Origin of the sequence: Pseudomonas sp. LW8 (assembly GCF_041956865.1) — a bacterium.
GTDB classification, from domain to species: domain Bacteria; phylum Pseudomonadota; class Gammaproteobacteria; order Pseudomonadales; family Pseudomonadaceae; genus Aquipseudomonas; species Aquipseudomonas siliginis.
In genome coordinates this window covers 964,966-988,869 of the sequence record NZ_CP168138.1, presented here as the reverse complement: position 1 = coordinate 988,869, position 23,904 = coordinate 964,966, and the positions used below count along the sequence as shown (strand labels likewise).

Sequence of the window (23,904 nt, the reverse complement as noted above, 5' to 3'; positions counted from 1 at the left end):
TCCCCCGCTCGCCCTCGGCACCATGCCCCGCTATACTTCCCGGCTTTTCCTGAATAAATGCCAATAGGGTCCCGCCGCGCATGGATAAGACCTACCAGCCGCACGCCATTGAAACTTCCTGGTACAAGACCTGGGAGTCCGAGAACTACTTCGCCCCGCAAGGCGCGGGCGAGTCCTACACCATCATGATCCCGCCGCCGAACGTCACCGGCAGCCTGCACATGGGTCACGGCTTCAACAACGCGATCATGGACGCGTTGATCCGTTTCCGCCGCATGCAGGGTCGCGACACCCTGTGGCAACCGGGCACCGACCATGCCGGTATCGCCACGCAGATGCTGGTGGAGCGTCAGCTCGAAGCCCAGGGCCAGAATCGTCACGATCTGGGCCGGGAAAAATTTCTCGAAAAAGTCTGGGAATGGAAAGATCAGTCCGGCGGCAACATCAGCCGGCAGATCCGTCGCCTCGGCTCGTCCGTCGACTGGAGCCGCGAGCGCTTCACCATGGACGACGGCCTCTCGGAAGCGGTCAAGGAAGCTTTCGTGCGCCTGCATGAAGACGGCCTGATCTACCGCGGCAAGCGTCTGGTCAACTGGGACACCAAACTGCACACGGCGATTTCCGACCTCGAAGTGGAAAACCACGAAGAGAAAGGCTTCCTGTGGAACCTGAAATACCCATTGGCCGATGGTGTAAAAACCGCCGAGGGCGATGACTTCCTGATCGTCGCCACCACCCGTCCGGAAACCATGCTCGGTGACTCCGCCGTCGCGGTTAACCCGAACGACGAACGCTACAAAGCGCTGATCGGCAAATTCGTCGAGCTGCCACTGGTTGGCCGCCGCATCCCGATCATCGCCGACGATTATTGCGACCCTGAATTCGGCACCGGCTGCGTGAAAATCACCCCGGCCCACGATTTCAACGACTACGAAGTCGGCAAGCGCCACAACCTGCCGCTGCTGAACATCTTCGACAAGAACGCCAACGTGCTGCCTGCCGCTCAGGTGTTCAACCTCGACGGCACGCTGAACGAGAGCATCGACGGCAAGATTCCGGCCGAGTTCGCTGGCCTGGAACGTTTCGAAGCGCGCAAGCAGATCGTTGCCGCGTTCGACGCCGCCGGCCTGCTGGTGAGTGTCAACGATCACAATCTGAAAACGCCGAAAGGCGATCGCTCCGGCACGGTCATCGAGCCGTGGCTGACCGACCAGTGGTACGTATCGACCAAGCCGCTGGCCGAGCCGGCGATTGCTGCCGTTGAAGACGGTCGCATCCAGTTCGTGCCCAAGCAGTACGAAAACATGTACTTCTCGTGGATGCGCGACATCCAGGACTGGTGCATCAGCCGTCAGCTGTGGTGGGGCCACCGGATTCCGGCCTGGTACGACGAGTCGGGCAAGGTCTACGTCGGTCGCGACGAAGCCGAAGTCCGTGCCAAGCACGACCTCGGCCCGGACGTTGCGCTGCAACAGGACAACGACGTACTCGACACCTGGTTCAGTTCCGGCCTGTGGACCTTCTCGACCCTGGGCTGGCCTGAGCAGACCGAGTTCCTGAAGAAATTCCACTCCACCGACGTGCTGGTCACCGGTTTCGACATCATCTTCTTCTGGGTTGCCCGGATGATCATGATGACCATGCACCTGATGAAGAACGAAGACGGCACGCCGCAGGTTCCGTTCAAGACCGTTTACGTACACGGTCTGGTGCGCGACGGCCAAGGCCAGAAGATGTCCAAGTCCAAGGGCAACGTCCTTGACCCGCTGGACATCATCGACGGCATCGACCTGGAAACCCTGGTGCAGAAGCGCACCTCGGGCCTGATGCAACCGAAACTGGCGAAGAAGATCGAGAAAGCCACCCGCGAAGAGTTCGCCAACGGCATCGAAAGCTACGGCACCGACGCCCTGCGCTTCACGTTCTGCTCGCTGGCCTCGACCGGTCGCGACATCAAGTTCGACATGGGTCGCGTCGAAGGCTATCGCAACTTCTGCAACAAGATCTGGAACGCCGCGCGTTACGTTCTGGACAAGGGCGAAGACTGCGGCCAGAACGGCGAAGCCTACGAGCTGTCGCTGGCTGATCGCTGGATCATCTCGCAGCTGCAACGCACCGAAGCCGAAGTGACCCGCCAACTGGATCAGTTCCGTTTCGACCTCGCCGCGCAAGCGCTGTACGAGTTCATCTGGAACCAGTACTGCGACTGGTATCTGGAACTGTCCAAGCCTGTGCTGTGGGACGAGAACGCACCGGTCGAACGTCAGCGCGGCACTCGCCGGACGCTGGTACGCGTGCTGGAAGTGGCGCTGCGTCTGGCGCATCCGTTCATGCCGTTCATCACTGAAGAAATCTGGCAGCGCATCGCGCCGCTGGCCGGCATCCAGGGCAAGACGATCATGTTGCAGCCTTGGCCGGTGGCCAACGAAGAGCGCATCGATCCGGCGGCGGAAAACGACATCGAATGGCTCAAGGAACTGATGCTCGGCACGCGCAACATTCGTGGCGAGATGAACATCGGCCCGGGCAAGCCACTGCCGATCTTCCTGAAGAATGTCAGCGCTGACAACCAGCGCCGCCTGACCGAGAACGAAGCGCTGCTGAAGAAGCTGGCGCGCCTGGAATCGATCACCGTACTCGCCGCTGGCGAAGAAGCACCGCTGTCCGCCACCGCACTGGTCGGCGAGATGGAAGTGCTGGTGCCGATGGCCGGTCTGATCGACAAGGGCGCGGAACTGGCGCGTCTGGACAAGGAAATCCTGCGTCTGCAGGGCGAAGTCCAGCGGGTTGGCGGCAAGCTTTCCAACGCAGGATTCGTCGACAAGGCCCCGGCCGAAGTCATCGAGAAGGAACGCGCCAAACTGGCCGAGGCCGAACAAGCCCTGGGCAAGCTGGCCGAGCAGCATGCGCGGATTGCCAGCCTGTAACGGCAAACCGCACTGAAAAAGGGAGGCCCAAGTGGCCTCCCTTTTTTATTCCTGAAAAACCTTGAGTCCCCTGTGGGAGCGAGCCTGCTCGCGAAAGCGCTGTGTCAGCCGACAAATCTGCCGGATGTGAAACGCCTTCGCGAGCAGGCTCGCTCCCACAGTTTGAACGGTGTTGCCTTCAGATGTGGGACAATGCCCGCCACTTTCAGCCATACCCGAATCGACCACGCCCATGACCGCCCCCCGCACACCCAAACCTGCGCGCAAGAAGCCTGACGCCGCGTCCCCGAGCAAAGCCGTCGAGCCGCGCGAGAAGGCCAGCCTGCATCCGCGCAATCGCCATCAGGGTCGTTACGACTTTCCGGCGCTGATCAAGACCACGCCGGAACTGGCCAAGTACGTGATCACCAACCCGTACGGCAAGGAAAGCATCGACTTCGCCAGCCCCGACGCGGTACGTGTGTTCAATCGGGCGCTGCTCAAGGCGTTCTACGGCATCCAGCATTGGGACATTCCGGCGGACTATCTTTGCCCTCCGGTTCCGGGGCGTGCCGACTATGTGCACTTTCTCGCTGACCTGCTGGCGAGCATGAACGACGGCAAGGTCCCGCGCGGCGCGATCGTCAATGTGCTGGATATCGGCATGGGCGCCAACTGCGTGTATCCGCTGATCGGCAACAGCGAATATCGCTGGCACTTCCTCGGCTCGGAGATCGACCCGACAGCCGTGGCGGCGGCGCGAGCCATCGTGCAGTCCAACGATCTGAGCAAGGTGATCCAGCTGCGCCAGCAGGAAAACCGCAAACACATCCTCATCGGCTTGCTGGAGCCGGGCGAGCGCTTCGACCTGACCATGTGCAACCCGCCGTTCCACGCTTCGATGGAAGAAGCGACCAAGGGCAGCGAGCGCAAATGGCGCGCCTTGGGCAAGGCCGACCCGAAACGCAAGCTGCCGGTGCTGAACTTCGGTGGGCAATCGGCGGAGCTGTGGTGTGAAGGCGGTGAAGCGCGCTTTGTGACGCAGTTGATTGCCGAAAGTGCGAACTTCCAGCACAAAGTGTTGTGGTTCAGCACCCTGGTGTCGAAGGCCTCGAACCTGCCGGCCATCGAGACCGCACTGAAGAAGGCTGGCGTGCTGGAGAGCCAGGTCGTGGAGATGTCGCAGGGCCAGAAGCAGAGCCGCTTTGTTGCCTGGACCTTCCAGACCAAGTCCGAGCAGCAGATCTGGCGACGCGAGCGCTGGGTTCGCTAACACACAGCAGATCCCCTGTGGGAGCGAGCCTGCTCGCGAAGGCGGCGTGTCAGTCAGCTTCAATATCGACTGACCTACCGCTTTCGCGAGCAGGCTCGCTCCCACATTGGCACTGCGATTCAGTCGCTAAATCACAGACACAAAAAAACCGTGCCCCGGATCACTCCGAAGCACGGTTTTTTTATCGCTGCGTCTTACTTGTTCACAGCGTCGGTCAGGCCTTTGGCCACAACCAGCTTGATCACTTTCTTTGCAGGGATTTCGATGGCAGCGCCAGTCGAAGGGTTACGGCCGGTGCGGGCAGGACGCTCGGTCACTTTCAGCTTGCCGATACCTGGCAAGGTGATTTCGCCGCCGTTTTCCAGCTGATCGGCAACGATTTGGCCCAGTTGGTCCAGAGCGTTACGCGCGGTGGTTTTCGGCGCGTCGATAGCTTCAGCGATGTCGGCGATCAGTTGGTCTTTAGTAAGAGCCATGTAGTGTTCCTTCCCTATCAAATTCATATGGATTGCAGAGTGCAGTGTCAGCCATCGAGCCCGATCTTCTGGATCTGGCACCCTCGGCGATAACCACGACGAGTCGGGTTATAGATGCCGAAATCAGGGTTTGGTTCGACCTGACAAATGCTGAATGCACGCTTAACGCAGTGACTTCGCGTAAGACCGGGCAAAACTAGCACAGCGACAAGGAAATATCCGCCTCTAGCTACCCATTTGGTCAGCTTTATTGCGCTAAATCGGTAAAAAACCGCTTAAGGCCGGGCGCGCGCCCCGGTTTTGCCCTGCAACCCGCGCCAAAACCAGTGGTTGCGGTACACTGAGCGCTTTTTCGGGGGAGCCTGCCCTCCTCCCTTCCAACAGCCGAGAAGCCCATGCCGATCCGTCATTGCATCGTCCACCTGATCGACAAAAAACCCGACGGCACGCCCGCAGTTCTGCACGCCCGTGACTCTGAACTGGCCGAGTCCGCAGCCATCGAAAACATGCTCGCCGACCTCAACGAAAGCTACAACGCCAAACAGGGCAAAGCCTGGGGCCTGTTCCATCCGGAATCCGGCGCATTCCCGTTCAGCGGCTGGCTGAAGGAGTATATGGAAGGCGGCCGTGACTTCACCGCGTTCAGTAAAGTGGCGGTCGAGCATCTGCAGAAACTGATGGAAGAATCCAACCTGTCGGTGGGTGGCCACGTGCTGTTCGCCCACTATCAGCAAGGCATGACCGACTATCTGGCGATCGCCCTGCTGCATCACAGCGAAGGTGTGGCGGTGACCGACGAGCTCGACGTGACGCCCTCGCGCCATCTCGACCTTGGCCAGTTGCATCTGGCAGCGCGGATCAATGTCTCGGAGTGGCAGAACAACAAGCAGTCGAAACAGTACATCTCGTTCATCAAGGGCAAGAATGGCAAGAAGGTCTCGGAGTATTTCCGCGACTTCATCGGTTGCCAGGAAGGCGTCGACGGCCCCGGCGAGACGCGCACACTGCTCAAGGCCTTCAGTGACTTTGTCGAGAGCGAAGACCTGCCGGAAGACTCGGCCCGCGAGAAAACCAAGACCCTGGTCGACTATGCCAGCAGCCAGGCCAAGCTCGGCGAACCGATGGGTCTTGAGGAGCTGTCGGAGCTGATCGACGAGGAACGCCCGAAAGCCTTCTACGATCACATCCGCAACAAGGACTATGGCCTGTCGCCAGAGATTCCGGCAGACAAGCGCACCCTCAATCAATTCCGTCGTTTCACCGGCCGCGCCGAAGGTTTGTCGATCAGCTTCGAAGCGCACCTGCTGGGCTCGAAGATCGAGTACGACGAAGAGAACGGCACCCTGATCATCAAAGGCCTGCCGACTTCGCTGACCGATCAGTTGAAGCGGCGTAACTGATGCTCGGCAATGTGCTGAAAAAGGTCGCCCTGGTGCTGCTGGTGGTCGTGGTCTATCAGAACTGGGGCAAGATCGAGCGGGTATTCAATCCCGCGCAAATGGTCTCGCAGCAGACCCGGGCGCAAGCCAATGTCGTGCTTTATGCCACCGACTGGTGCGGCTACTGCAAACAGACCAAACGCTTTCTCGACAGCAAGGGCATACCGTTCAAGGAGTTCGACATCGAGAAAGATGCTGATGCGCGCAAGGCGTATGAGGCACTGGGTGGGCGCGGGATTCCGCTGATCGATGTGAACGGCACGTTGATTCGCGGGTTCGATCCCGACGAAATCCTCGCAGCCCTGAAATAACCAATGTGGGAGCGAGCCTGCTCGCGAAAGCGCTGCATCAGCCAACAACCATGTTGAATGATCCATCGTCTTCGCGAGCAGGCTCGCTCCCACAGGTTTTGCAGCTGCTTGATAAATCAGCGCGCTTCGATACGGAAACCAAAACGCGGAAAGTGCACATGCACCACGCCGCCACGTTCGTCTTCACGGCGAATGATCAGCTCTTCACTGCCAGCAAACAGCAGCTCGCCTGCCACCGGGTCGACGCCATAATCGACAGCGGCAATTGCCACTTGCTGTCCCGTCTTGAAGCCGTTCGGATCAACGAACCGCTCATCCGGCAATGCCGCTGGCGTCGCGTTACGCGCGACCTCCAATGCCTCGGCAGAGGACATCTCGCTCGCTGCGCCATGGCCGAACCCCAGCACCCGACCCAGCCACGCCGCAACCGCCGGATATTCATCCACCAGCGGCGCCGTGACGTGGGTCGCCTTGAGGAACCACATCGGATGCGCCAGGGCGAAGTCGGCAATCGATGGCTCGCCGAAGAGGAAGTCGCCCTGCTCGCGCTGCAACTGCTGCTCCAGACGCGCCATGATCGTCGGCCACTGATGCTTGGCCTGCTCGGCGGACAGACGTGTGGCGCTGCCACCGCTGAACAAACCGGCGCGGTCGGCCAGGAAGGCCTTGATCGCTTCCGGCGGCAATTTGCCAAAACGCACGGCTACCGATTCTGGCTGGAACACCAGGCTCACCGCGTGCTGGAACACCACCGAATCGGCCCACGCCGCGAAACTGGCGCTGGTCATTTCCTGGCCTTCGAGAAAGAACGCCGGCAGGGCTTTTTCCTGCTCCAGGCGTCGAGCGATCAGTGCGGTGTCGCAATAGATGTCGGCACCGATCTGCAACACTGGAGTCTTGCGGTAGCCACCGGTCAATGCCGTCAGATCAGGCTTGGGCATCACCGGGGAAATATGCACCGAACGCCAGGACAGGCCTTTGAAGCCCAGCAGCAGGCGCGCCTTCTCGGCAAATGGAGAGGTCGGGTAATGGTGCAGAATCAACTCGGACATGCTCGGCTCCGCCGCTGGAAAAGTGAATCCGCAGCTTAGCGCGCATTGCCTGACAGGCCTACCGATCTGCCTGATGGGAACCAATCAGTCAGATTGATAAGACGCGACCAGGCATTCCTTGGCGCTCTTCTTGAGTTTCTTGATCAGCCGTTCCTGTCGCAGGGCATCGCTTTTGTCGCGGCACAGTTCGGTGTAGACCAACGCCATCGCCGGGCTGGAAAGAAAGAACCGCGCTCCCTTGCCGCTCTGGTGCTTGGCGAAACGGCGTACGGGGTCGTCGCTGATTCCGCAATACAACGAGCCATTGGCGGCACGCACGAGGTAGACGAACCAGGATTTACTCACTGGTTCGGCAGCATCGACGGATTTTTCGCTAAGGCTGGTCACTTCGGGATCTGAACGTGTAGGAAAACAGGCGGCGATCTTATCAGCGCCCGGCCTGAAATGCCTTCAGTCCCTTGCGCGCCTGGGCACGTACCGCGTTGCGCACCAGCGGCGTCCAGCCCAGCAGCAGGCCTTTGAAACCCAACGCCTGCCGCGACCAGCGCCACAGATCGAAGTGGTCGTGGTGCTCACAGATCTTGCCGTCCCGGAAGACGAAGCGCGCCTGGATGTCGTTGACCACGACGTTGCCGGTCTGACTGAACAGGTAAGTCGCCACCCAATGCGCGCCGCCGGTGCGCTCGTCGGCGCGGACATTGTCAAAAGTCAGGGAAAAATCCCTGGCGCGGGTAGTCAGCATGCGCCACATGTCGCCGGCATCGCGCCCGCGCAACTCGCCGAAGGCCGGATCGCTGAAGACCACATCGTCGGTGTAGCAGGCCGCCATGGCTTCTGCGTCAAGGCGCTGAAAGGCTTGGTAGAAGCGGGTGATCAGGGCGCTATGGGCTTCGCTCAAGGCAATCTCCAAAGAAATAGGTACAGATTGCCAGCACCATAATCTGCCGCGCGCAGAAACACTATCGGCAATACGCAAAACCCTTGTGGGAGCGAGCCTGCTCGCGAAGGCAATTCAACATTCAACATCCATGTTGACCGAAACACCGCTTTCGCGAGCAGGCTCGCTCCCACATTTGCACCCAGTGCATTCAGATCTTTTCGCTTTGCACCTGCACATACAACGCGCGCCCCGCACCCAGCCCGGCGAGGATCGCACCGGCACCGATAATGCCGAAGATCCAGCCCAAAGCATTCCAGCCACCGGTCCAGTCATGCACCACGCCCACGGCAAACGGCCCCATGGACGCCAGCGTGTAGCCAAACCCCTGGGTCATGCTCGACAGGTTCGCCGCGACATGGGAATCACGCGAGCGCAGCACGATCAGGGTCAGGGCCAGACTGAACGTGCCGCCCTGCCCCAGTCCGAGCAGAATCGCCCAGCCCCACAGACCTTCGATCGGTGCGTACAAGCAGCCGAACAGGCCGGCCAGGGTCAGCGCCATGACCACGACGATCGCCAGGCGCTGATCCTTGCCCCGGGTCGCCAGCCACGGCGCGGCCAGCGAACTGGCCAGTTGAATGATCACCGAACCGGACAGCACCAATCCGGCCTGAGTCGGTGTCAGCCCGCGCCCGATGAGGATTGACGGCAACCAGCCAAATACGATGTAGGCCAGCGACGATTGCAGGCCCATGTACAAGGTCACCTGCCAGGCCAGCGGATCACGCAGCAACCCGCGCACGCGATAGGCGACGTTGTGTGCGCCATGTTTGGAGCCGACTTGTGGCAGCCAGAACACTGCGGCCACCAATGCCGGAATCACCCAGAACCCCAGGCCCATCGCCCAGCTGTTGCCGAAGTGTTCACTCAGCGGCACGGTCGAACCCGCCGCCATCGCTGCGCCCAGGCACAGCGCCATGGTGTAGACGCCGGTCATGGTCCCGGCGTGTTTGGCGAAGTCGCGCTTGACGATGCCCGGCAGCAGCACGCCGACGATGCCGATGCTGGCGCCCCCAAGCACGCTGCCGGCAAACAGGCCGATCTCGCCGAAATTACTGCGCAGGATAATCCCGCCGGCCAGCGTCAGCAGAATCCCCAACACCACCCGCTCAGCACCGAAACGCCGCGCCAGAATCGGCGCCAGCGGCGCAAACAAGCCCAGGCACAGCACTGGCAACGTGGTCAGCAATCCCGCCTGCGCCGCAGACAGCCCGAGGCTTCTGGAGACCTCGCTGAGCAATGGCGCCATGCTCGACAACGCCGGGCGCAGGTTCAGCGCCACCAGAATCAACCCGAGCAGCAACAGCCACGGGCGTTTTACCAATGGGTGGCTTTGCTGGACCTGCTCGTCATCAGCCTCGGCATCGATCAGCAGCTCTTCAAGTTCGGCGGAGCGTTTCGACGCTGTGGATAACTCACTGCGGGGCATGGATTTCTCGTTTTCAAGGTTCATTGATCAACTGCCTCGACAAGGCTTTGGCCCGTTCCGGGTCGCGTTGCTCGACCGCATCGAGCAAGTCGATGTGCAGATCGAACACTTCCTGACGGCGCGGGGAGATATTCAAGGTCTGGCGCAATTGCGCGCCGACGATGCTGGAGAAATATCGATACAGCTCGCTGAGGGTCGGGTTGTGCGCGGCGTCGACCAGTCGGCGATGGAACACCAGATCGCAGGCGATGTAAGTGTCGAGATCACCATGGTAGTGGCTGCCGCTGGTGCCGAGCGCTTCGCGCAGGGCCGCCAGATCGTCATCGGTACGACGCAACGCCGCCAGGCCGATGGCCTCGACTTCAAGGATGTGTCGGGTCTCCCGAGCCTGCTCCAGGGAACAGCGGGACAACGCCTTCAGCGTATCCAGCGGATCGACCACGGCGCGCAGATAACTGCCGTCGCCTTGGCGAATTTCGATCAGACCGGAAAATGCCAGAACACGCATGGCTTCGCGCACGGTGTTGCGGCTGATGCCCAGCTCGGCGCACAGCTCAGGTTCGGTCGGCAGACGCTCGCCGACCTGCCACGCACCGCTGTTGATGCGCTGACGCAGTTGATCCAAAGCCTGATCGACCAGGGATCGCTTGATCAAAGGGGAAATATCTGACATGTGCCTCGCCTTTTCATCCAATCATAGGATGAATTTTCCGACATGTTAGTCAGACCCATGTAGGACGGCAACCACCTAGGGTCAATCGGAGACACATGGAGCGGCATTTTCGATTGGTCAAAATTACCCTTTAAGGGTAATTTCAGGGACAGGGTTTTGGCTTCTTATGGAAAAGAACACACCCCATTACGACTTGGCAGTCGTGAAGGCCGAAGTAATTAGACGAGGCAAAGAAGCCTTTACACGTTATGCACTTGAGACAGGCCGGGACATGGGCATGTCCTGGAAAGTGATGATGCAGGTTGTGGCAACGCTTGAGCGGCGAATGCTCTACAAATCCATGACCTCTTATTCCAACCATCGGAACTGGCACGACGTCTATCACGTATCGTTTCGAAATCGGGAGATCTACATCAAAGTGACCTACTGCACGAGCGGTGGTTCTCCGGTGATCTCCTTCAAGGAGAAAAACACATGAGCAAGAGGCAATGCCTGAGTTGCGGCACCGAACACGCAATGCACCACTTTCAAGATCGCAGTCTCGACGTCAATTACAAACAGTTTTCGCGGCCCGTACACCTTCTCGCCGGCTGGGAGTGCAGGATCTGTGGCGAAATCATTTTTGACAGTGGTACCGACAGTGCCGAGCGCTACGTAGATGCCGGCGATCAATTACTCGAAGACGTACTTCGGCTGATCGGTACCGAAATGAAGCGTATTCGCCGAAAGCTCCATCTCACTCAAAGAAGTGCGGTGAAGTGGCTGTCAGGAGGTGGGCATAATGCGTTTTCACGATATGAACGCGGCGAACTGGCTCCGCCGCAGCCGTTGTTCACACTGATGCGGCTTCTGGATCGTCATCCCGATCTGCTAGAGGAAATTCAGGCACTTCACGCAGACGACGGTCTCAAACAACTTCTGGAAACTCGTTACCCGGAGCGGGAACCTGTTCTGGCCAGATGAGCCCAGATAAAACAAACCCGGAACTGAGTCCGGGTTTGTTTCAGTGCCTGACGGGCATCAATGCAAAATCTGACTCAAGAACAACTTGGTCCGATCATTCTGCGGATTGTCGAAGAAGTCGTTCGGCGCGGCCTGCTCAACGATTTCGCCCTTGTCCATGAAGATCACGCGGTTGGCCACGGTGCGGGCGAAGCCCATTTCGTGGGTCACGCAGAGCATGGTCATGCCGTCTTCGGCCAGACCGATCATGGTGTCCAGAACCTCTTTCACCATCTCCGGGTCAAGCGCTGAAGTCGGCTCGTCGAACAGCATGATTTTCGGCTTCATGCACAAGGCGCGGGCGATCGCCACACGCTGTTGCTGACCGCCGGAAAGCTGCCCCGGATATTTGTGCGCCTGCTCCGGAATGCGTACGCGCTCCAGGTAATGCATGGCGATTTCTTCGGCCTTGCGCTTGGGCATCTTGCGCACCCACATCGGCGCCAGGGTGCAGTTCTGCAAAATGGTCAGGTGCGGGAACAGGTTGAAGTGCTGGAACACCATGCCGACTTCGCGGCGGATCGCTTCGATCTGCTTGAGGTCGTTGGTCAGTTCCACGCCGTCGACGACGATGCGACCCTGCTGGTGTTCTTCCAGGCGATTGAGGCAACGAATCGTCGTCGATTTGCCGGAACCCGACGGGCCGCACAGGACGATACGCTCGCCTTGTTTGACATTGAGGTTGATGTCTTTCAGCACGTGAAACTGGCCGTACCACTTGTTCACGCCCTGCATCTGGATGATGCCTTCCGGACCCACAGGCTTTTTGATTGCTTCGCTCATTTACAGAGAACTCCTAACGCTTGTGGCCAGTGTCGAGCTTGCGTTCCAGATGCATGGAATAGCGCGACATACCAAAACAGAAAATCCAGAACACCAGGGCGGCGAACACGTAGCCTTCGGTGGCCATGCCCAGCCATTTCGGGTCGGCAGCGGCTTGCTTGACGCTGTTGAGCAGGTCAAAGAGACCGATGATGATCACCAGGCTGGTGTCCTTGAACAGCGCAATGAACGTGTTGACGATGCCCGGGATCACCAGCTTCAGGGCTTGCGGCAGGATCACCAGGCCCATCGAACGCCAGTAACCGAGGCCCATCGCCGCAGCCGCTTCGTACTGCCCTTTGGGAATCGCTTGCAGACCGCCACGCACCACCTCGGCGACGTACGCCGACTGGAACAGGATCACGCCGATCAGCGCCCGCAGCAGCTTGTCGAAGTTCATGCCTTCGGGCAGGAACAGCGGCAGCATTACCGAGGACATGAACAGCACCGTGATCAACGGCACGCCGCGCCAGAACTCGATGAAGGTCACGCAGACCACACGAATCGCCGGCATGTTCGAACGTCGTCCCAGCGCCAGCACGATACCCAGCGGCAACGCCCCGGCGATGCCGACGGTGGCGATCACCAGGGTCAGCATCAGGCCGCCCCACTGGCTGGTCGGCACGGTGGTCATTCCGAAACCGCCATGCAGCAAAGTGAAGGCAATGATCGGGTACAGCACCAGGAAGCTCAGGCCGTACACCGCTTTACGCGGCACGCGCGAGATGAACAGGGGTGCTGCGCCGATGACCGCCAGCCACACGGTCAGGTCGACGCGCCAGCGCAGTTCGGTCGGGTAGTAGCCGTACATGAACTGGCCGAACCGCTGCTGAATGAACACCCAGCAGGCGCCTTCCTTGGTGCAGTCGGCGCGGGTGGTGCCGACCCAGTTGGCGTCGACGATTGCCCAGCTGAGGATCGGTGGCACAACCAGGTAGATCAGGTAGAACGCAAACAGCGTCAGCAGGGTGTTGAGCCAGCTGGAGAACATGTTTGCGCGCATCCACGCCACCACGCCGATGCTGCTGTTGGGTGGAGGCATGTCGGGTTTGAAAGTATGAGTACTCATGCGCTTTTCCTTACCGCTCGATCAGCGCAATGCGCTTGTTGTACCAGTTCATCAGCAGGGAAATGCTGATACTGATCGCCAGGTACACGCTCATGGTGATGGCAATCACTTCGATGGCCTGCCCGGTCTGATTAAGCACGGTGCCAGCGAACAGCGAAACCATTTCCGGATAACCGATACCGGCTGCCAGCGAGGAGTTTTTCGCCAGGTTGAGGTATTGGCTGGTCAGCGGCGGAATGATCACGCGCAGGGCTTGCGGGATGATCACCTTGCGCAGGGTCGGGCCGTTGCGCAGGCCAAGCGAACGCGCCGCTTCGGTCTGGCCGTGGCTGACCGACTTGATCCCGGAACGCACGATCTCGGCAATGAACGCTGCGGTGTACACAGTGAGCGCCAGGGTCAACGCCAGCAGTTCCGGGATCAGCACCCAGCCACCGACAAAGTTGAAGCCCTTGAGCTCGGGCATTTCCCAGTGCAGCGGAGCGCCGAAGATCAGCGCGCACAGGGTCGGGATCACCAGCGCAATTGCCAGGCCGGTCCAGAACTTGTGGAACGGTACGCCGGTTTCTTCGAAACGCTTGTTGGCCCAGCGGCACATCAGCACGATGCCGACGATCGCCAGCACGATGCTGATCACGAATGCCCAGAAGCCGTCAGCGGCGAGTGCGGCCGGCATGTTCAGGCCACGGCTGCTGACGAAAAAGGTGTCGCCGAAGTTGTGGCTGTTGCGCGGCCCCGGCATGGTCAGGAACACCGCGAAGTACCAGAACAGGATCTGCAGCAGCGGCGGAATGTTGCGGAATACTTCCACATACACCGTCGCCAGTTTGGCAATGATCCAGTTCTGCGACAGCCGCGCTACACCGACGATGAAACCGAGAATCGTCGCCAGGATCACGCCGATAAATGTCACCAACAGGGTGTTGAGCAGGCCGATGACAAACACCCGCGCATAACTGTCCGCTTCGGTGTAGTCGATCAGGGTTTGAGCGATGCCGAACCCGGCACTACGCTCCAGAAAGCTGAAACCGGAAGTGATACCCCGGTGCTGAAGGTTGGTTTGCGTGTTGTCGAACAGGTACCAGCCAAGCGAGACCACCGCCACAACGGTGATGATCTGGAATAGCCACGCACGCACTCGTGGATCGCTGAGGCTGAGCCTCTGCTTTGGTGCGCCGATTGAATTTTGCATGAAGTGCCCCGGAAGAAATGGAACAAGAACATCACCCGGCGGTTGGCCCGCCGGGCGATAGAACCATTAGCGCACTGGTGGTGCGTACTGAATGCCGCCGTTGTTCCACAGGGCGTTCAGGCCACGGTCGATTTCCAGCGGAGTGCTCTTGCCGAGGTTTTTCTCGAAGATTTCGCCGTAGTTGCCGACCTGCTTGACGATCTGCACAACCCAGTCTTTCGGCAGTTTCAGGTCTTTGCCGTATTCGCCGTCAGCACCGAGCATACGGGCCACGTCCGGGTTCTTGGTGGACTTGGCTTCAGCTTCGACGTTCTTCGAAGTGATGCCGGCTTCTTCGGCATTGAGCAGCGCGTAGCCGACCCAACGCACGATGGCCAGCCACTCGTCGTCGCCGTTACGTACGACCGGACCCAGTGGTTCTTTGGAAATGGTTTCCGGCAGAACCACGTAGTCCTTCGGCGAGGCCAGCTTGCTGCGCTGGGCGAACAGCTGGGACTTGTCGGAGGTCAGCACGTCGCAACGACCGGATTCCAGCGACTTGGCGCTTTCATCGGAGGTGTCGAAGGTGATCGGGGTGTATTTCAGACCGTTGCCACGGAAGTAGTCGGAAACGTTCAGCTCGGTGGTGGTACCGGCCTGGATGCAGATGGTAGCGCCGTCGAGCTCTTTGGCACTTTTCACGCCCAGCTTGTTGTTTACCAGGAAGCCGATGCCGTCGTAGTAGGTGATGAAGCCCGGGAATTTCAGGCCCATGCCCGCGTCACGGGAGCTGGTCATGGTGGTGTTGCGCGATAGGATGTCGATCTCGCCGGACTGCAGCGCGGTGAAGCGCTCCTTGGCGTTCAACTGGCTGAACTTGACCTTGTTGGCGTCGCCGAAAACGGCTGCGGCCACAGCGCGGCAGACGTCGGCGTCGATGCCGAGAATCTTGCCGGTCGCATCCGGTACCGAGAAGCCCGGCAGACCGTCGCTCACGCCACACTGCACGAAACCTTTTTTCTGTACCGCATCCAGGGTTGCACCCGCCTGAGCGAACCCGCTGACGCCGAGTACTGCTGCAGCGGTCACGACCGCCAGAGTGGATTTCAACATCTTCATTCAAACCTCCAGTTTTGCTCTTGTTGTGTCGGAGCTTGAGTCCAGTCGCACCCTTTTGAGGCGTTGTTGACCCGTGTTGGCTTTTTTTGGGGTCAACCGACGTAAGACCTTCGCTATGAGTCTAGTAGGAGAAAATCCACATCATGGATCACTCACTTCTCACCAATCGGCCGAACGGGCTGTAGCCCTTTCACGTTCGCTAAGCCCGTAGCGGCCATTGGCGAACATCCATCACCGGATTCGTTGCTATCCCATCACGCGACTGACACTGATAGTGTTACCGCCACGCGTAGGACGCTTCGTACGCAAACCTCCATAGCAAACGCCGTACCACACCGCTTGCGAAAGTGATTGCGCGACACGTCAATAGCTAAACTTGTAACCTTGCGACATCTTGTTAACGGATCAACCGGGCGCGCACTTCAATCACGCACTCAATGAGAGCGCCCGCACATTTTTGGAGCAGACATGACCGAGCCCTTGATTCTTCAGCCTGTTAAGCCCGCAGACGCCTGCGTGATCTGGCTGCACGGCCTCGGCGCCGACCGTTACGACTTCCTGCCGGTGGCCGAGGCGTTGCAGGAAAGCCTGCTGAGCACGCGTTTTGTGCTGCCGCAGGCGCCGACGCGTCCAGTGACGATAAATGGCGGATATGCCATGCCCAGCTGGTACGACATCAAGGCCATGAGCCCGGCCCGGGCGATCGACCGTGACCAGTTGGAAGCTTCGGCAGAGCGCATCATCGAACTGATCGAAGCCGAGCGCGCCAGCGGAATAGACGCCTCGCGGATTTTTCTCGCCGGGTTTTCCCAGGGCGGCGCGGTGGTATTGCACACCGCATTTCTGAAGTGGCAGGGGCCGTTGGGTGGGGTGCTGGCGTTGTCGACTTACGCACCGACATTCAGCGACGAACTGGAGTTATCCGCCAGCCAGCAGCGCATTCCGGTGCTCTCGCTGCACGGCCAGTTCGATAACGTGGTGCAGAACTCGATGGGCCGCAGTGCTTACGAGCATTTGAAGAAGCATGGTGTCACCGTGACATGGCAGGAATACCCAATGGAGCACGAAGTGTTACCTGAAGAGATTCGCGACATTGGTGTCTGGTTGAGCGAACGACTGCGCTGATTGTCGACCAATCCCTGCCCATTGATCCCTCCTACTACGCCGCGCCCGATTCTTGCATTACACTGGCCGGCGTACATTCCTTAACCAATTGATGAGATGACCGTGCTCAAAGCACTCAAGAAAATGTTCGGTAAAAGCGAGGCTGAGCAGCTCGCGCCAGTTCCCAGTGCGCCGTCGCACGCCCCCGGTCATCGCGCCGATGCCCCGCAGGCCGACCGCCCCGCTCCCGCAGCCGCACCGAAGCCCGAAGAAAAACCCGCTGCGGCCGCGCCAATGGCCGTAGAGCCTGCACCCGGCGAAGCGCCGAAACCGGCCAGACCGCGTCGCGAACCGAAGCCCAAGGCACCGGTCATTCCATGGAAACTCGAAGACTTCGTCGTCGAGCCACAGGAAGGCAAAACCCGCTTTCACGATTTCAAGCTTGCCCCGGAACTGATGCACGCCATTCAGGACCTGGGCTTTCCTTACTGCACGCCGATCCAGGCGCAGGTGCTGGGCTTCACCCTCGCCGGCAAAGACGCCATCGGCCGCGCGCAGACCGGCACCGGCAAGACCGCCGCGTTCCTCATCTCGATCATCACCCAGTTGCTGCAGACGCCGCCGCCGAAAGAGCGCTACATGGGCGAACCGCGCGCACTGATCATCGCGCCGACCCGCGAGCTGGTGGTGCAGATCGCCAAGGACGCCGCTGACCTGACCAAGTACACCGGCCTCAACGTCATGACGTTCGTCGGCGGTATGGATTTCGACAAACAGCTCAAGCACCTCGAAGCGCGGCATTGCGACATCCTCGTCGCTACGCCGGGCCGCTTGCTCGACTTCAACCAGCGCGGCGATGTGCACCTGGACATGGTCGAAGTGATGGTCCTGGACGAAGCTGACCGCATGCTCGACATGGGTTTCATCCCGCAGGTACGGCAGATCATTCGCCAGACCCCGCCGAAATCCGAGCGCCAGACCCTGCTGTTCTCCGCGACCTTCACCGAAGACGTGATGAATCTGGCCAAGCAATGGACCACCGACCCGGCGATTGTCGAAATCGAAATCACCAACGTTGCCAACGAGAACGTCGAGCAGCACATCTACGCCGTGGCCGCTGCCGACAAATACAAGCTGCTCTACAACCTGGTCAACGACAACGGTTGGGAGCGAGTCATCGTGTTTGCCAACCGCAAGGACGAAGTACGCCGCATCGAAGAGCGTCTGGTGCGTGACGGCATCAACGCCGCGCAACTCTCCGGTGATGTGCCGCAGCACAAGCGCATCAAGACTCTGGAAGGTTTCCGCGAAGGCAAGATCCGCGTGCTGGTGGCCACCGATGTCGCCGGTCGCGGCATCCACATCGACGGCATCAGCCACGTGATCAACTTCACCCTGCCGGAAGTCCCGGACGATTACGTGCACCGCATTGGCCGTACCGGTCGTGCCGGCGCCGATGGCGTGTCGATCAGCTTTGCCGGCGAGGACGACTCTTACCAGTTGCCGTCGATCGAAGAAAAGCTTGGTCGCAAGATCAGCTGTGAAACCCCGCCGACGCATCTGCTGCGTTCGGTTGAGCGCAAGCGTCCGCAGTAAGCCCCGCCATATGAAAAAGCGCAGCCGGAAACGGACTGCGCTTTTTTTATGCCCGATGGTTGCTCGCCAGAACTAAAAGTCCATAATGGAAAAATAAGTTTAGTTTCGGAGCGCGAAATGTCCAGTACGCCCTATGTGATCGATCAAGCCCAGGCCCATGAGCTGTTGGCGCGTATCGATGTTCCGCAAATCCTGCGCAAGCTGTTCCGCGATCTGGCGGCCGGGAACGCCGTGCAGCCGGCGCAGCAATGGGTCGAGTTTCCGCAGGGTGCCGGCGACTTCATCAACTACTTGGGTGTACTGGCCGAGGACGGCGTGTACGGAGTGAAGACTTCGCCGTACATCGTCCGTGAGCAGGGTGCGCTGGTGACGGCGTGGACCCTGCTGATGTCGACGAAAACCGGCCAGCCGCTGCTGCTCTGTGATGCCGGCGAACTGACCACCGCGCGCACCGCCGCGACCACGGCCGTGGCGGTCGACGCCCTCGCCCCGTTGAATGCCCAGCGACTGGCGATCATCGGCAGCGGCAAGGTCGCTCAAGCGCATCTGTACTACGCCAAAGCGCTGCGCGACTGGCAGAGCATCAGCCTGTATTCGCCATCGCTGCTCGAAGATGCGCAAACACAGGCTGTGTTGAAGTCCATCGCGCCGTCACTGAAGATTGCCGACAGCCGCGAGACCGCCGTTACCGATGCGGATGTGATCATGCTCTGCACCTCGTCGGCCGGGCCGGTGATTGATCCTGCAACGTTAAGCAAACCGGCGCTGATCACCTCGATCAGCACCAACGCCCCCCGCGCCCATGAGGTACCGCCGCAAAGTCTCAACGACATGCAGGTGTTCTGCGACTATCGTCAGACCACGCCGGGTTCGGCAGGTGAGATGCTGATTGCCGCCGAACAGCATGGCTGGAGCAAGGATTCGATTGTTGGCGACCTCGCCGACTTGCTCAGCGAAAAAGTGCAGCGCCCGGGTTACGACCGTCACGTGTTTTTCCGTTCAATCGGCTTGGGCCTGGAAGACATTGCCCTCGCCAATGCGGTTTATCACTTAACCCACTAACGCCAAAAATCCCCTGCGGGAGCGAGCCTGCTCGCGAATGCGGTCTGACATTCAGCGAAGATGTCGACTGATACACCGCTTTCGCGAGCAGGCTCGCTCCCACGATGGACTAGCGAACGCCTTGATATTGCGTACCCACTGGAGACCTACATGAGCCACGCAGATTTCATCATCATCGGCGGCGGGATTGCCGGCGCTTCCACCGGGTTCTGGCTGGCGCCGCACGGCAAAGTGATCGTGCTCGAGCGTGAAACCCATCCCGGCTATCACTCCACCGGTCGCTCCGCCGCGCTGTACACCGCCGCCTACGGCACCGCACAGGTCCGCGCACTGACTCAGGCGAGCCGCGCGTTTTTCGACAGTCCTCCGAGCGGCTTTTGCGAGCATCCGCTGCTGACCCCACGCGGCGAAATGACCGTCGACTTCATCGGTGATCCCGCCGAACTGAACAACCAATACCTCAGCGCCAAAGCCACCGTGCCGCAGATGCAACTGCTCAGCGCCGACGAAGCCTGCGCGCGTCTGCCGATCCTGCGCCGGGAAAAAGTCCACGGCGCGATCTACGATCCATCGGCCTGCGACATCGACACCGACGCGCTGCATCAAGGCTACCTGCGCGGCATCCGGCGCAACCACGGCGAAGTGCGCACCGATTGCGAAGTGCTCGGCTTGAGCCGCGATGCCGATGGCCTGTGGATCGTGCAGACCAATGGCGAGACGTTCAGCGCACCGGTGATCATCAACGCCGCCGGTGCGTGGGCCGACAAGATCGCTGCCCTGGCCGGTGCGCAGCCGCTGGGTCTGCAAGCGAAACGCCGCGCTGCGTTTATCTTTGCCGGGCCGGAAGGCGTGGACACTCATCATTGGCCAATGCTGGTCAGCCTCGACGAATCCTTCTACATGAAGCCCGACGCCGGCATGTTCCTCGGCTCGCCGGCCAATGCCGATCCGGTCGAACCGCACGACGTGCAGCCGGAAGAACTCGACATCGCCATGGGCATTTATCAGATCGAAGAGGCCACCACGCTGACCATTCGCCGTCCGACCCGCACCTGGGCCGGTCTGCGCAGTTTCGTTGCCGACGGTGATTTGCTCAGCGGCTTTGATCCGCAGGTGCCAGGGCTGTTCTGGGTCGCCGCGCAGGGCGGCTACGGCATTCAGACGTCGCCGGCGATGGGCCAGGCCAGTGCGGCGCTGGTGCGCGGCGAGCCATTCCCCGAGCACCTGCATCAATTCGGTCTGGACAGCGCCATGCTCTCCCCGGCCCGACTGGTTTGATCGCATCGACTCGTCGAAAAGATTGCGGCACACTCGCAGCGCCCCGGCACAAGGGGCGCTGACGCTGCCTGGAGCTCCACTGTCATGACTGCCCCCGAATTCGACCCGGCGCTGGATAACTTCCGCGCCATCGCCGACGCCATTGCCACGCTGTTCTTTCCACATGCCGAGGTGGTGCTGCACGACCTGCGCACGCAGAAGGTCGACTACATCGCCAACAACCTGTCCAAGCGCGAGATCGGCGACGACTCGTCACTCGAAGACATGCTCAGCGAGGATGTCAGCGACAGGAACATCGGCCCGTACGAAAAGCTCAACTGGGACGGTCAGAAAATTCGCAGCCTGAGCACCGTGCTGCGTGACAGCGAAAGTCGGCCGCTGGCGGTGCTGTGCATCAATCTGAATATTTCCCTGTTCGAGAACGCCAAAGCGGCGCTGGACCTGTTTCTCTCGCCGAGCAAGCTGATTCCGCAGCCGGACTCGCTGTTCCGTGATGACTGGCAGGAACGCATCAACACCTTCCTCCACGCCTGGTTGCGCGAGCGGCAGTTGAGCCTGAACCTGCTGACCCGCGATCACAAACGCGAACTGGTGCTGGCGCTGCACGCCGAGGGCGCGTTCAAGGGCAAGAGCGCCTCGAACTACGTGGCCAATGTGCTGAACATGGGGCGGGCGACGGTGTACAAACATTTGAAGGAATTGAAGGGCTGAAGATTTGCATCGCTAGCGCTGGCCTCTTCGCGAGCAGGCTCGCTCCCACATTTGGAATGCGTTACCCCTGTGGGAGCGAGCCTGCTCGCGAAAGCGCTTGATCAATCGCCGTAGATATCGGTCTTGAAATACTTCTCGGAAATCTTCTGATACTCGCCATTCGCGCGAATCCCGTCGATGGCGCTGTTCAACTGGCTGACCAGTTCACCGTTGCCCTTGCGCACGGCAATCCCGGCACCCTCGCCGACGTACTTCGGATCCTTCAGCTCCGGCCCGACAAACGCATAACCCTTGCCGCGCGGCATCGACAGAAAGTCATTGAGCGGGATGGTGTCGGCGAAAATCGCATCGAGGCGCCCCGCCGCCAGGTCCATGTAGATTTCTTCGTTGTTGCTGTAGCGCTTGACGTTGATGCCCTTGGGTTCGAACACCTCGGTGGCATAACGATCGGTGGTGGTCGCGCGCTGCACGCCGACGTTCTTGCCTTTGAGGCTGGCGTACTGATCATCGACCGTAGCGCCTTCCTTCATGACCAGACGCGAAGAAGTGAAATAGTACTTGTGGCTGAAATCCACCGACTTCTTGCGATCTTCGTTGATGGTCATCGACGACAGCGCCATGTCGATCTTCTTCACTTTCAGCGAAGGAATCAGCCCGTCGAACTCACCTTCGACCCACACGCACTTGACCTTCATCTGCGCACAAAGGGCATTGCCGATGTCGTAGTCGAAGCCGACGATTTCACCTTTGTCGGTTTTCGACGCGAATGGCGGATAGGCCGCTTCGATGCCGATACGCAGGGTTTTCTCGGCGGCGAAGACGCTGGAGCAGGCCAGCAGACTGAGAGCCAGACCGGTGATGAGGGGAAGTTTCTTCATGTTCGTTCTCTCGCGGGTTGTTGTTGGTTTGGCGAAGAAGAGCAGCTACAAGCGGCAAGCTGATAGCTGCAAGACAGAAGCTTTTTTGTACTTGGAAATCCATACTGGACTCTCAGGTACAAATCGTCAATCGGGTAGAGAGGGAAGGATTTTCGGTGTCACAGATGACGCCTTCGCGAGCAGGCTCGCTCCCACAGGGGAACGCTTTCCAATTGTGGGAGCGAGCCTGCTCGCGAAGACTGACCGGAGGGCGCTACAGAAACTACTTCTTCCAGCGATCCGCAGCCGCATGATCACTGTCACGCCCTTCGACCCAACGCGGGCCGTCACTGGTGTTTTCTTTTTTCCAGAACGGCGCGCGGGTTTTCAGGTAGTCCATGACGAAGGCGCAGGCGTCGAACGCGGCCTGGCGATGGGCGCTGGCGGCACCGACGAATACGATCGGCTCGCCCGGCTCCAGCGCGCCGATGCGGTGCAGCACTTCCAGTTTCAACAGCGGCCAGCGCTGCTCGGCTTCGACAGTGATCTTGCCCAGAGCCTTTTCGGTCATGCCCGGATAGTGTTCGAGGAACATCCCGGCCACGTCGAGCCCGTCGTTGAAGTCGCGCACATAACCGACAAAACTCACCACTGCGCCAACGCCGACATTGGCCGCGTGCATCGCATTGACTTCAGCGCCCGGATCAAACGGCTTGGCCTGCACGCGAATCGTCATGTTCAGCCTCCGGTGACGGTGGGAAAAAACGCCACTTCGTCGCCATCAACTACTGGCTCGTCGAGCTGGCAGAGGTCTTCGTTGCGTGCGCACATCAGGTTCTGCTCGCTCAGCACTTCGGCGCCATCACGTTGCGCCAACAGTGCGCGAACGTCATCGACGGTGGCGAAATCGCCTTCAACCGCAACCGAATCCACGCCCAGCGCTTCACGGTAGCGGGCAAAAAATTTCACGGTCAGTTTCATGGCTGCTCCGCCTGGAAGTGGCCGCTCTTGCCGCCGACTTTCTCCAGCAGACGCACGCTTTCGATGGTCATGCCCCGGTCGACGGCTTTGCACATGTCGTAAATGGTCAGGGCGGCGACGCTGGCGGCGGTCAGCGCTTCCATTTCGACACCGGTCTGCCCGGACAACTTGCAGCGGGCGACAATGCGCACGCTGTCATCGCCTTCGGCGCTGAGTTCGACTTTGACGCCAGTCAGCATCAGCGGGTGGCACAGGGGAATCAGATCGCTGGTTTTCTTCGCCGCCTGAATTCCGGCAATGCGCGCCACGGCGAACACATCACCCTTGGGATGACCGCCGCTGACGATCATCTGCAGGGTTTCAGGGAGCATGCGCACCAGCGCTTGAGCGGTCGCTTCACGGAACGTCACGGCTTTTTCAGTGACGTCGACCATGTTGGCGCGACCTTGGGAATCGAGATGAGTCAGCACGGGATTACTCCTGATCAGGAGCGTGGATTGTAAACCTGTGGGTCAGATATCCGCATCACTGATTATGAAATCACCGTTGCCCCCTGTGGGAGCGAGCCTGCTCGCGAAAGCGGATTCAGATTCACTATAGATGTCGACTGATACACCGCATTCGCGAGCAGGC

At 59.9% G+C, this 23,904-nt stretch carries 25 protein-coding genes; 11 read left to right on the top strand and 14 right to left on the bottom strand.

What is annotated here, in order from left to right; all coding sequences use genetic code 11:
* Positions 1-80 precede the first annotated feature (80 nt).
* Positions 81-2,927 (top strand): valine--tRNA ligase, encoded by a 2,847-nt coding sequence (locus tag AB9L16_RS04470; RefSeq protein ID WP_375123162.1) that lies wholly within the window; start codon positions 81-83, stop codon positions 2,925-2,927.
* A gap of 232 nt (positions 2,928-3,159) precedes the next feature.
* The gene (gene rlmF / locus AB9L16_RS04465; protein ID WP_016771571.1) at positions 3,160-4,179 is read left to right on the top strand and encodes a 23S rRNA (adenine(1618)-N(6))-methyltransferase RlmF; all 1,020 of its coding nucleotides are present in this window, start codon (positions 3,160-3,162) and stop codon (positions 4,177-4,179) included.
* A 194-nt stretch (positions 4,180-4,373) separates the two neighbouring features.
* On the opposite strand, the gene AB9L16_RS04460 is transcribed toward rlmF, so the two are convergent.
* Positions 4,374-4,655 carry an HU family DNA-binding protein gene (locus AB9L16_RS04460; RefSeq protein ID WP_003221909.1) on the bottom strand — a complete coding sequence of 94 codons (282 nt, stop codon included), beginning with the start codon at positions 4,653-4,655 and terminating at the stop codon, positions 4,374-4,376.
* Positions 4,656-5,050: 395 nt separating this feature from the next.
* On the opposite strand from AB9L16_RS04460, the gene yejK reads away from it, so the two are divergent.
* Both yejK and AB9L16_RS04450 read left to right on the top strand, forming a co-directional pair.
* Entirely contained in the window at positions 5,051-6,055 is a 1,005-nt protein-coding gene (yejK, locus tag AB9L16_RS04455) for a nucleoid-associated protein YejK (RefSeq protein ID WP_039759184.1), read from the top strand.
* Positions 6,055-6,405: a glutaredoxin family protein gene (locus AB9L16_RS04450; protein ID WP_041479507.1), complete on the top strand. Its 351-nt coding sequence runs from the start codon at positions 6,055-6,057 to the stop codon at positions 6,403-6,405. The genes yejK and AB9L16_RS04450 overlap by 1 nt, the downstream gene beginning before the upstream one ends.
* A gap of 116 nt (positions 6,406-6,521) precedes the next feature.
* Here the strand turns inward: AB9L16_RS04450 and AB9L16_RS04445 are convergent, their stop codons facing one another.
* The 5 genes from AB9L16_RS04445 to AB9L16_RS04425 all read right to left on the bottom strand — a co-directional run bounded on the left by AB9L16_RS04445 (position 6,522) and on the right by AB9L16_RS04425 (position 10,499).
* Positions 6,522-7,457, bottom strand: coding sequence for a glutathione S-transferase family protein (locus tag AB9L16_RS04445; RefSeq protein WP_375123161.1), 936 nt, complete (start codon positions 7,455-7,457; stop codon positions 6,522-6,524).
* Positions 7,458-7,541: 84 nt separating this feature from the next.
* Positions 7,542-7,844, bottom strand: coding sequence for a GIY-YIG nuclease family protein (locus AB9L16_RS04440; protein ID WP_095180433.1), 303 nt, complete (start codon positions 7,842-7,844; stop codon positions 7,542-7,544).
* A gap of 40 nt (positions 7,845-7,884) precedes the next feature.
* Positions 7,885-8,355 (bottom strand): nuclear transport factor 2 family protein, encoded by a 471-nt coding sequence (locus AB9L16_RS04435; RefSeq protein ID WP_095180432.1) that lies wholly within the window; start codon positions 8,353-8,355, stop codon positions 7,885-7,887.
* Positions 8,356-8,545: 190 nt separating this feature from the next.
* Complete coding sequence (locus AB9L16_RS04430; protein ID WP_375123160.1) at positions 8,546-9,850, bottom strand: CynX/NimT family MFS transporter; 1,305 nt, start codon at positions 9,848-9,850, stop codon at positions 8,546-8,548.
* On the bottom strand, positions 9,840-10,499 hold the full coding sequence (locus AB9L16_RS04425) for a FadR/GntR family transcriptional regulator (RefSeq protein ID WP_095180430.1): 660 nt from the start codon (positions 10,497-10,499) through the stop codon (positions 9,840-9,842). Before AB9L16_RS04425 ends, AB9L16_RS04430 begins: the two co-directional genes overlap by 11 nt.
* 166 nt (positions 10,500-10,665) lie before the next feature.
* Here AB9L16_RS04425 and AB9L16_RS04420 point away from each other — a divergent pair, with 166 nt between their 5' ends.
* Both AB9L16_RS04420 and AB9L16_RS04415 read left to right on the top strand, forming a co-directional pair.
* On the top strand, positions 10,666-10,977 hold the full coding sequence (locus AB9L16_RS04420) for a type II toxin-antitoxin system MqsR family toxin (protein WP_071174464.1): 312 nt from the start codon (positions 10,666-10,668) through the stop codon (positions 10,975-10,977).
* Positions 10,974-11,462 (top strand): type II toxin-antitoxin system MqsA family antitoxin, encoded by a 489-nt coding sequence (locus tag AB9L16_RS04415; protein WP_056783073.1) that lies wholly within the window; start codon positions 10,974-10,976, stop codon positions 11,460-11,462. The genes AB9L16_RS04420 and AB9L16_RS04415 overlap by 4 nt, the downstream gene beginning before the upstream one ends.
* 57 nt (positions 11,463-11,519) lie before the next feature.
* Here AB9L16_RS04415 and AB9L16_RS04410 read toward each other — a convergent pair whose 3' ends face one another.
* From AB9L16_RS04410 to AB9L16_RS04395, 4 genes are all read right to left on the bottom strand, one after another.
* On the bottom strand, positions 11,520-12,284 hold the full coding sequence (locus tag AB9L16_RS04410; protein ID WP_016771581.1) for an amino acid ABC transporter ATP-binding protein: 765 nt from the start codon (positions 12,282-12,284) through the stop codon (positions 11,520-11,522).
* Positions 12,285-12,297: 13 nt separating this feature from the next.
* Positions 12,298-13,392, bottom strand: a complete 1,095-nt coding sequence (locus AB9L16_RS04405) for an amino acid ABC transporter permease (protein ID WP_016771582.1) — start codon at positions 13,390-13,392, stop codon at positions 12,298-12,300.
* A 10-nt stretch (positions 13,393-13,402) separates the two neighbouring features.
* Entirely contained in the window at positions 13,403-14,584 is a 1,182-nt protein-coding gene (locus AB9L16_RS04400) for an amino acid ABC transporter permease (protein WP_071174462.1), read from the bottom strand.
* Positions 14,585-14,650: 66 nt separating this feature from the next.
* Positions 14,651-15,682, bottom strand: coding sequence for an amino acid ABC transporter substrate-binding protein (locus AB9L16_RS04395; RefSeq protein WP_016771583.1), 1,032 nt, complete (start codon positions 15,680-15,682; stop codon positions 14,651-14,653).
* A gap of 468 nt (positions 15,683-16,150) precedes the next feature.
* Here AB9L16_RS04395 and AB9L16_RS04390 point away from each other — a divergent pair, with 468 nt between their 5' ends.
* The 5 genes from AB9L16_RS04390 to AB9L16_RS04370 all read left to right on the top strand — a co-directional run bounded on the left by AB9L16_RS04390 (position 16,151) and on the right by AB9L16_RS04370 (position 21,433).
* Positions 16,151-16,807 carry an alpha/beta hydrolase gene (locus tag AB9L16_RS04390; protein ID WP_056783069.1) on the top strand — a complete coding sequence of 219 codons (657 nt, stop codon included), beginning with the start codon at positions 16,151-16,153 and terminating at the stop codon, positions 16,805-16,807.
* Positions 16,808-16,903: 96 nt separating this feature from the next.
* Positions 16,904-18,382 carry an ATP-dependent RNA helicase RhlB gene (gene rhlB, locus AB9L16_RS04385; protein WP_375123159.1) on the top strand — a complete coding sequence of 493 codons (1,479 nt, stop codon included), beginning with the start codon at positions 16,904-16,906 and terminating at the stop codon, positions 18,380-18,382.
* Between the two features lie 117 nt (positions 18,383-18,499).
* Positions 18,500-19,444, top strand: a complete 945-nt coding sequence (locus tag AB9L16_RS04380; RefSeq protein WP_305382263.1) for an ornithine cyclodeaminase family protein — start codon at positions 18,500-18,502, stop codon at positions 19,442-19,444.
* Between the two features lie 150 nt (positions 19,445-19,594).
* The gene (locus AB9L16_RS04375; protein ID WP_252868834.1) at positions 19,595-20,722 is read left to right on the top strand and encodes an FAD-binding oxidoreductase; all 1,128 of its coding nucleotides are present in this window, start codon (positions 19,595-19,597) and stop codon (positions 20,720-20,722) included.
* Positions 20,723-20,806: 84 nt separating this feature from the next.
* Positions 20,807-21,433 (top strand): transcriptional regulator, encoded by a 627-nt coding sequence (locus AB9L16_RS04370; RefSeq protein WP_016771588.1) that lies wholly within the window; start codon positions 20,807-20,809, stop codon positions 21,431-21,433.
* Between the two features lie 101 nt (positions 21,434-21,534).
* On the opposite strand, the gene AB9L16_RS04365 is transcribed toward AB9L16_RS04370, so the two are convergent.
* The 4 genes from AB9L16_RS04365 to moaC all read right to left on the bottom strand — a co-directional run bounded on the left by AB9L16_RS04365 (position 21,535) and on the right by moaC (position 23,741).
* Complete coding sequence (locus AB9L16_RS04365; RefSeq protein ID WP_150742837.1) at positions 21,535-22,311, bottom strand: ABC transporter substrate-binding protein; 777 nt, start codon at positions 22,309-22,311, stop codon at positions 21,535-21,537.
* A gap of 262 nt (positions 22,312-22,573) precedes the next feature.
* Positions 22,574-23,026: a molybdopterin synthase catalytic subunit MoaE gene (gene moaE / locus AB9L16_RS04360; RefSeq protein WP_095180425.1), complete on the bottom strand. Its 453-nt coding sequence runs from the start codon at positions 23,024-23,026 to the stop codon at positions 22,574-22,576.
* A 2-nt stretch (positions 23,027-23,028) separates the two neighbouring features.
* Positions 23,029-23,271, bottom strand: coding sequence for a MoaD/ThiS family protein (locus AB9L16_RS04355; RefSeq protein WP_016771591.1), 243 nt, complete (start codon positions 23,269-23,271; stop codon positions 23,029-23,031).
* Positions 23,268-23,741 carry a cyclic pyranopterin monophosphate synthase MoaC gene (gene moaC / locus AB9L16_RS04350; protein ID WP_007972660.1) on the bottom strand — a complete coding sequence of 158 codons (474 nt, stop codon included), beginning with the start codon at positions 23,739-23,741 and terminating at the stop codon, positions 23,268-23,270. Before moaC ends, AB9L16_RS04355 begins: the two co-directional genes overlap by 4 nt.
* Between the last annotated feature and the right edge of the window lie 163 nt (positions 23,742-23,904).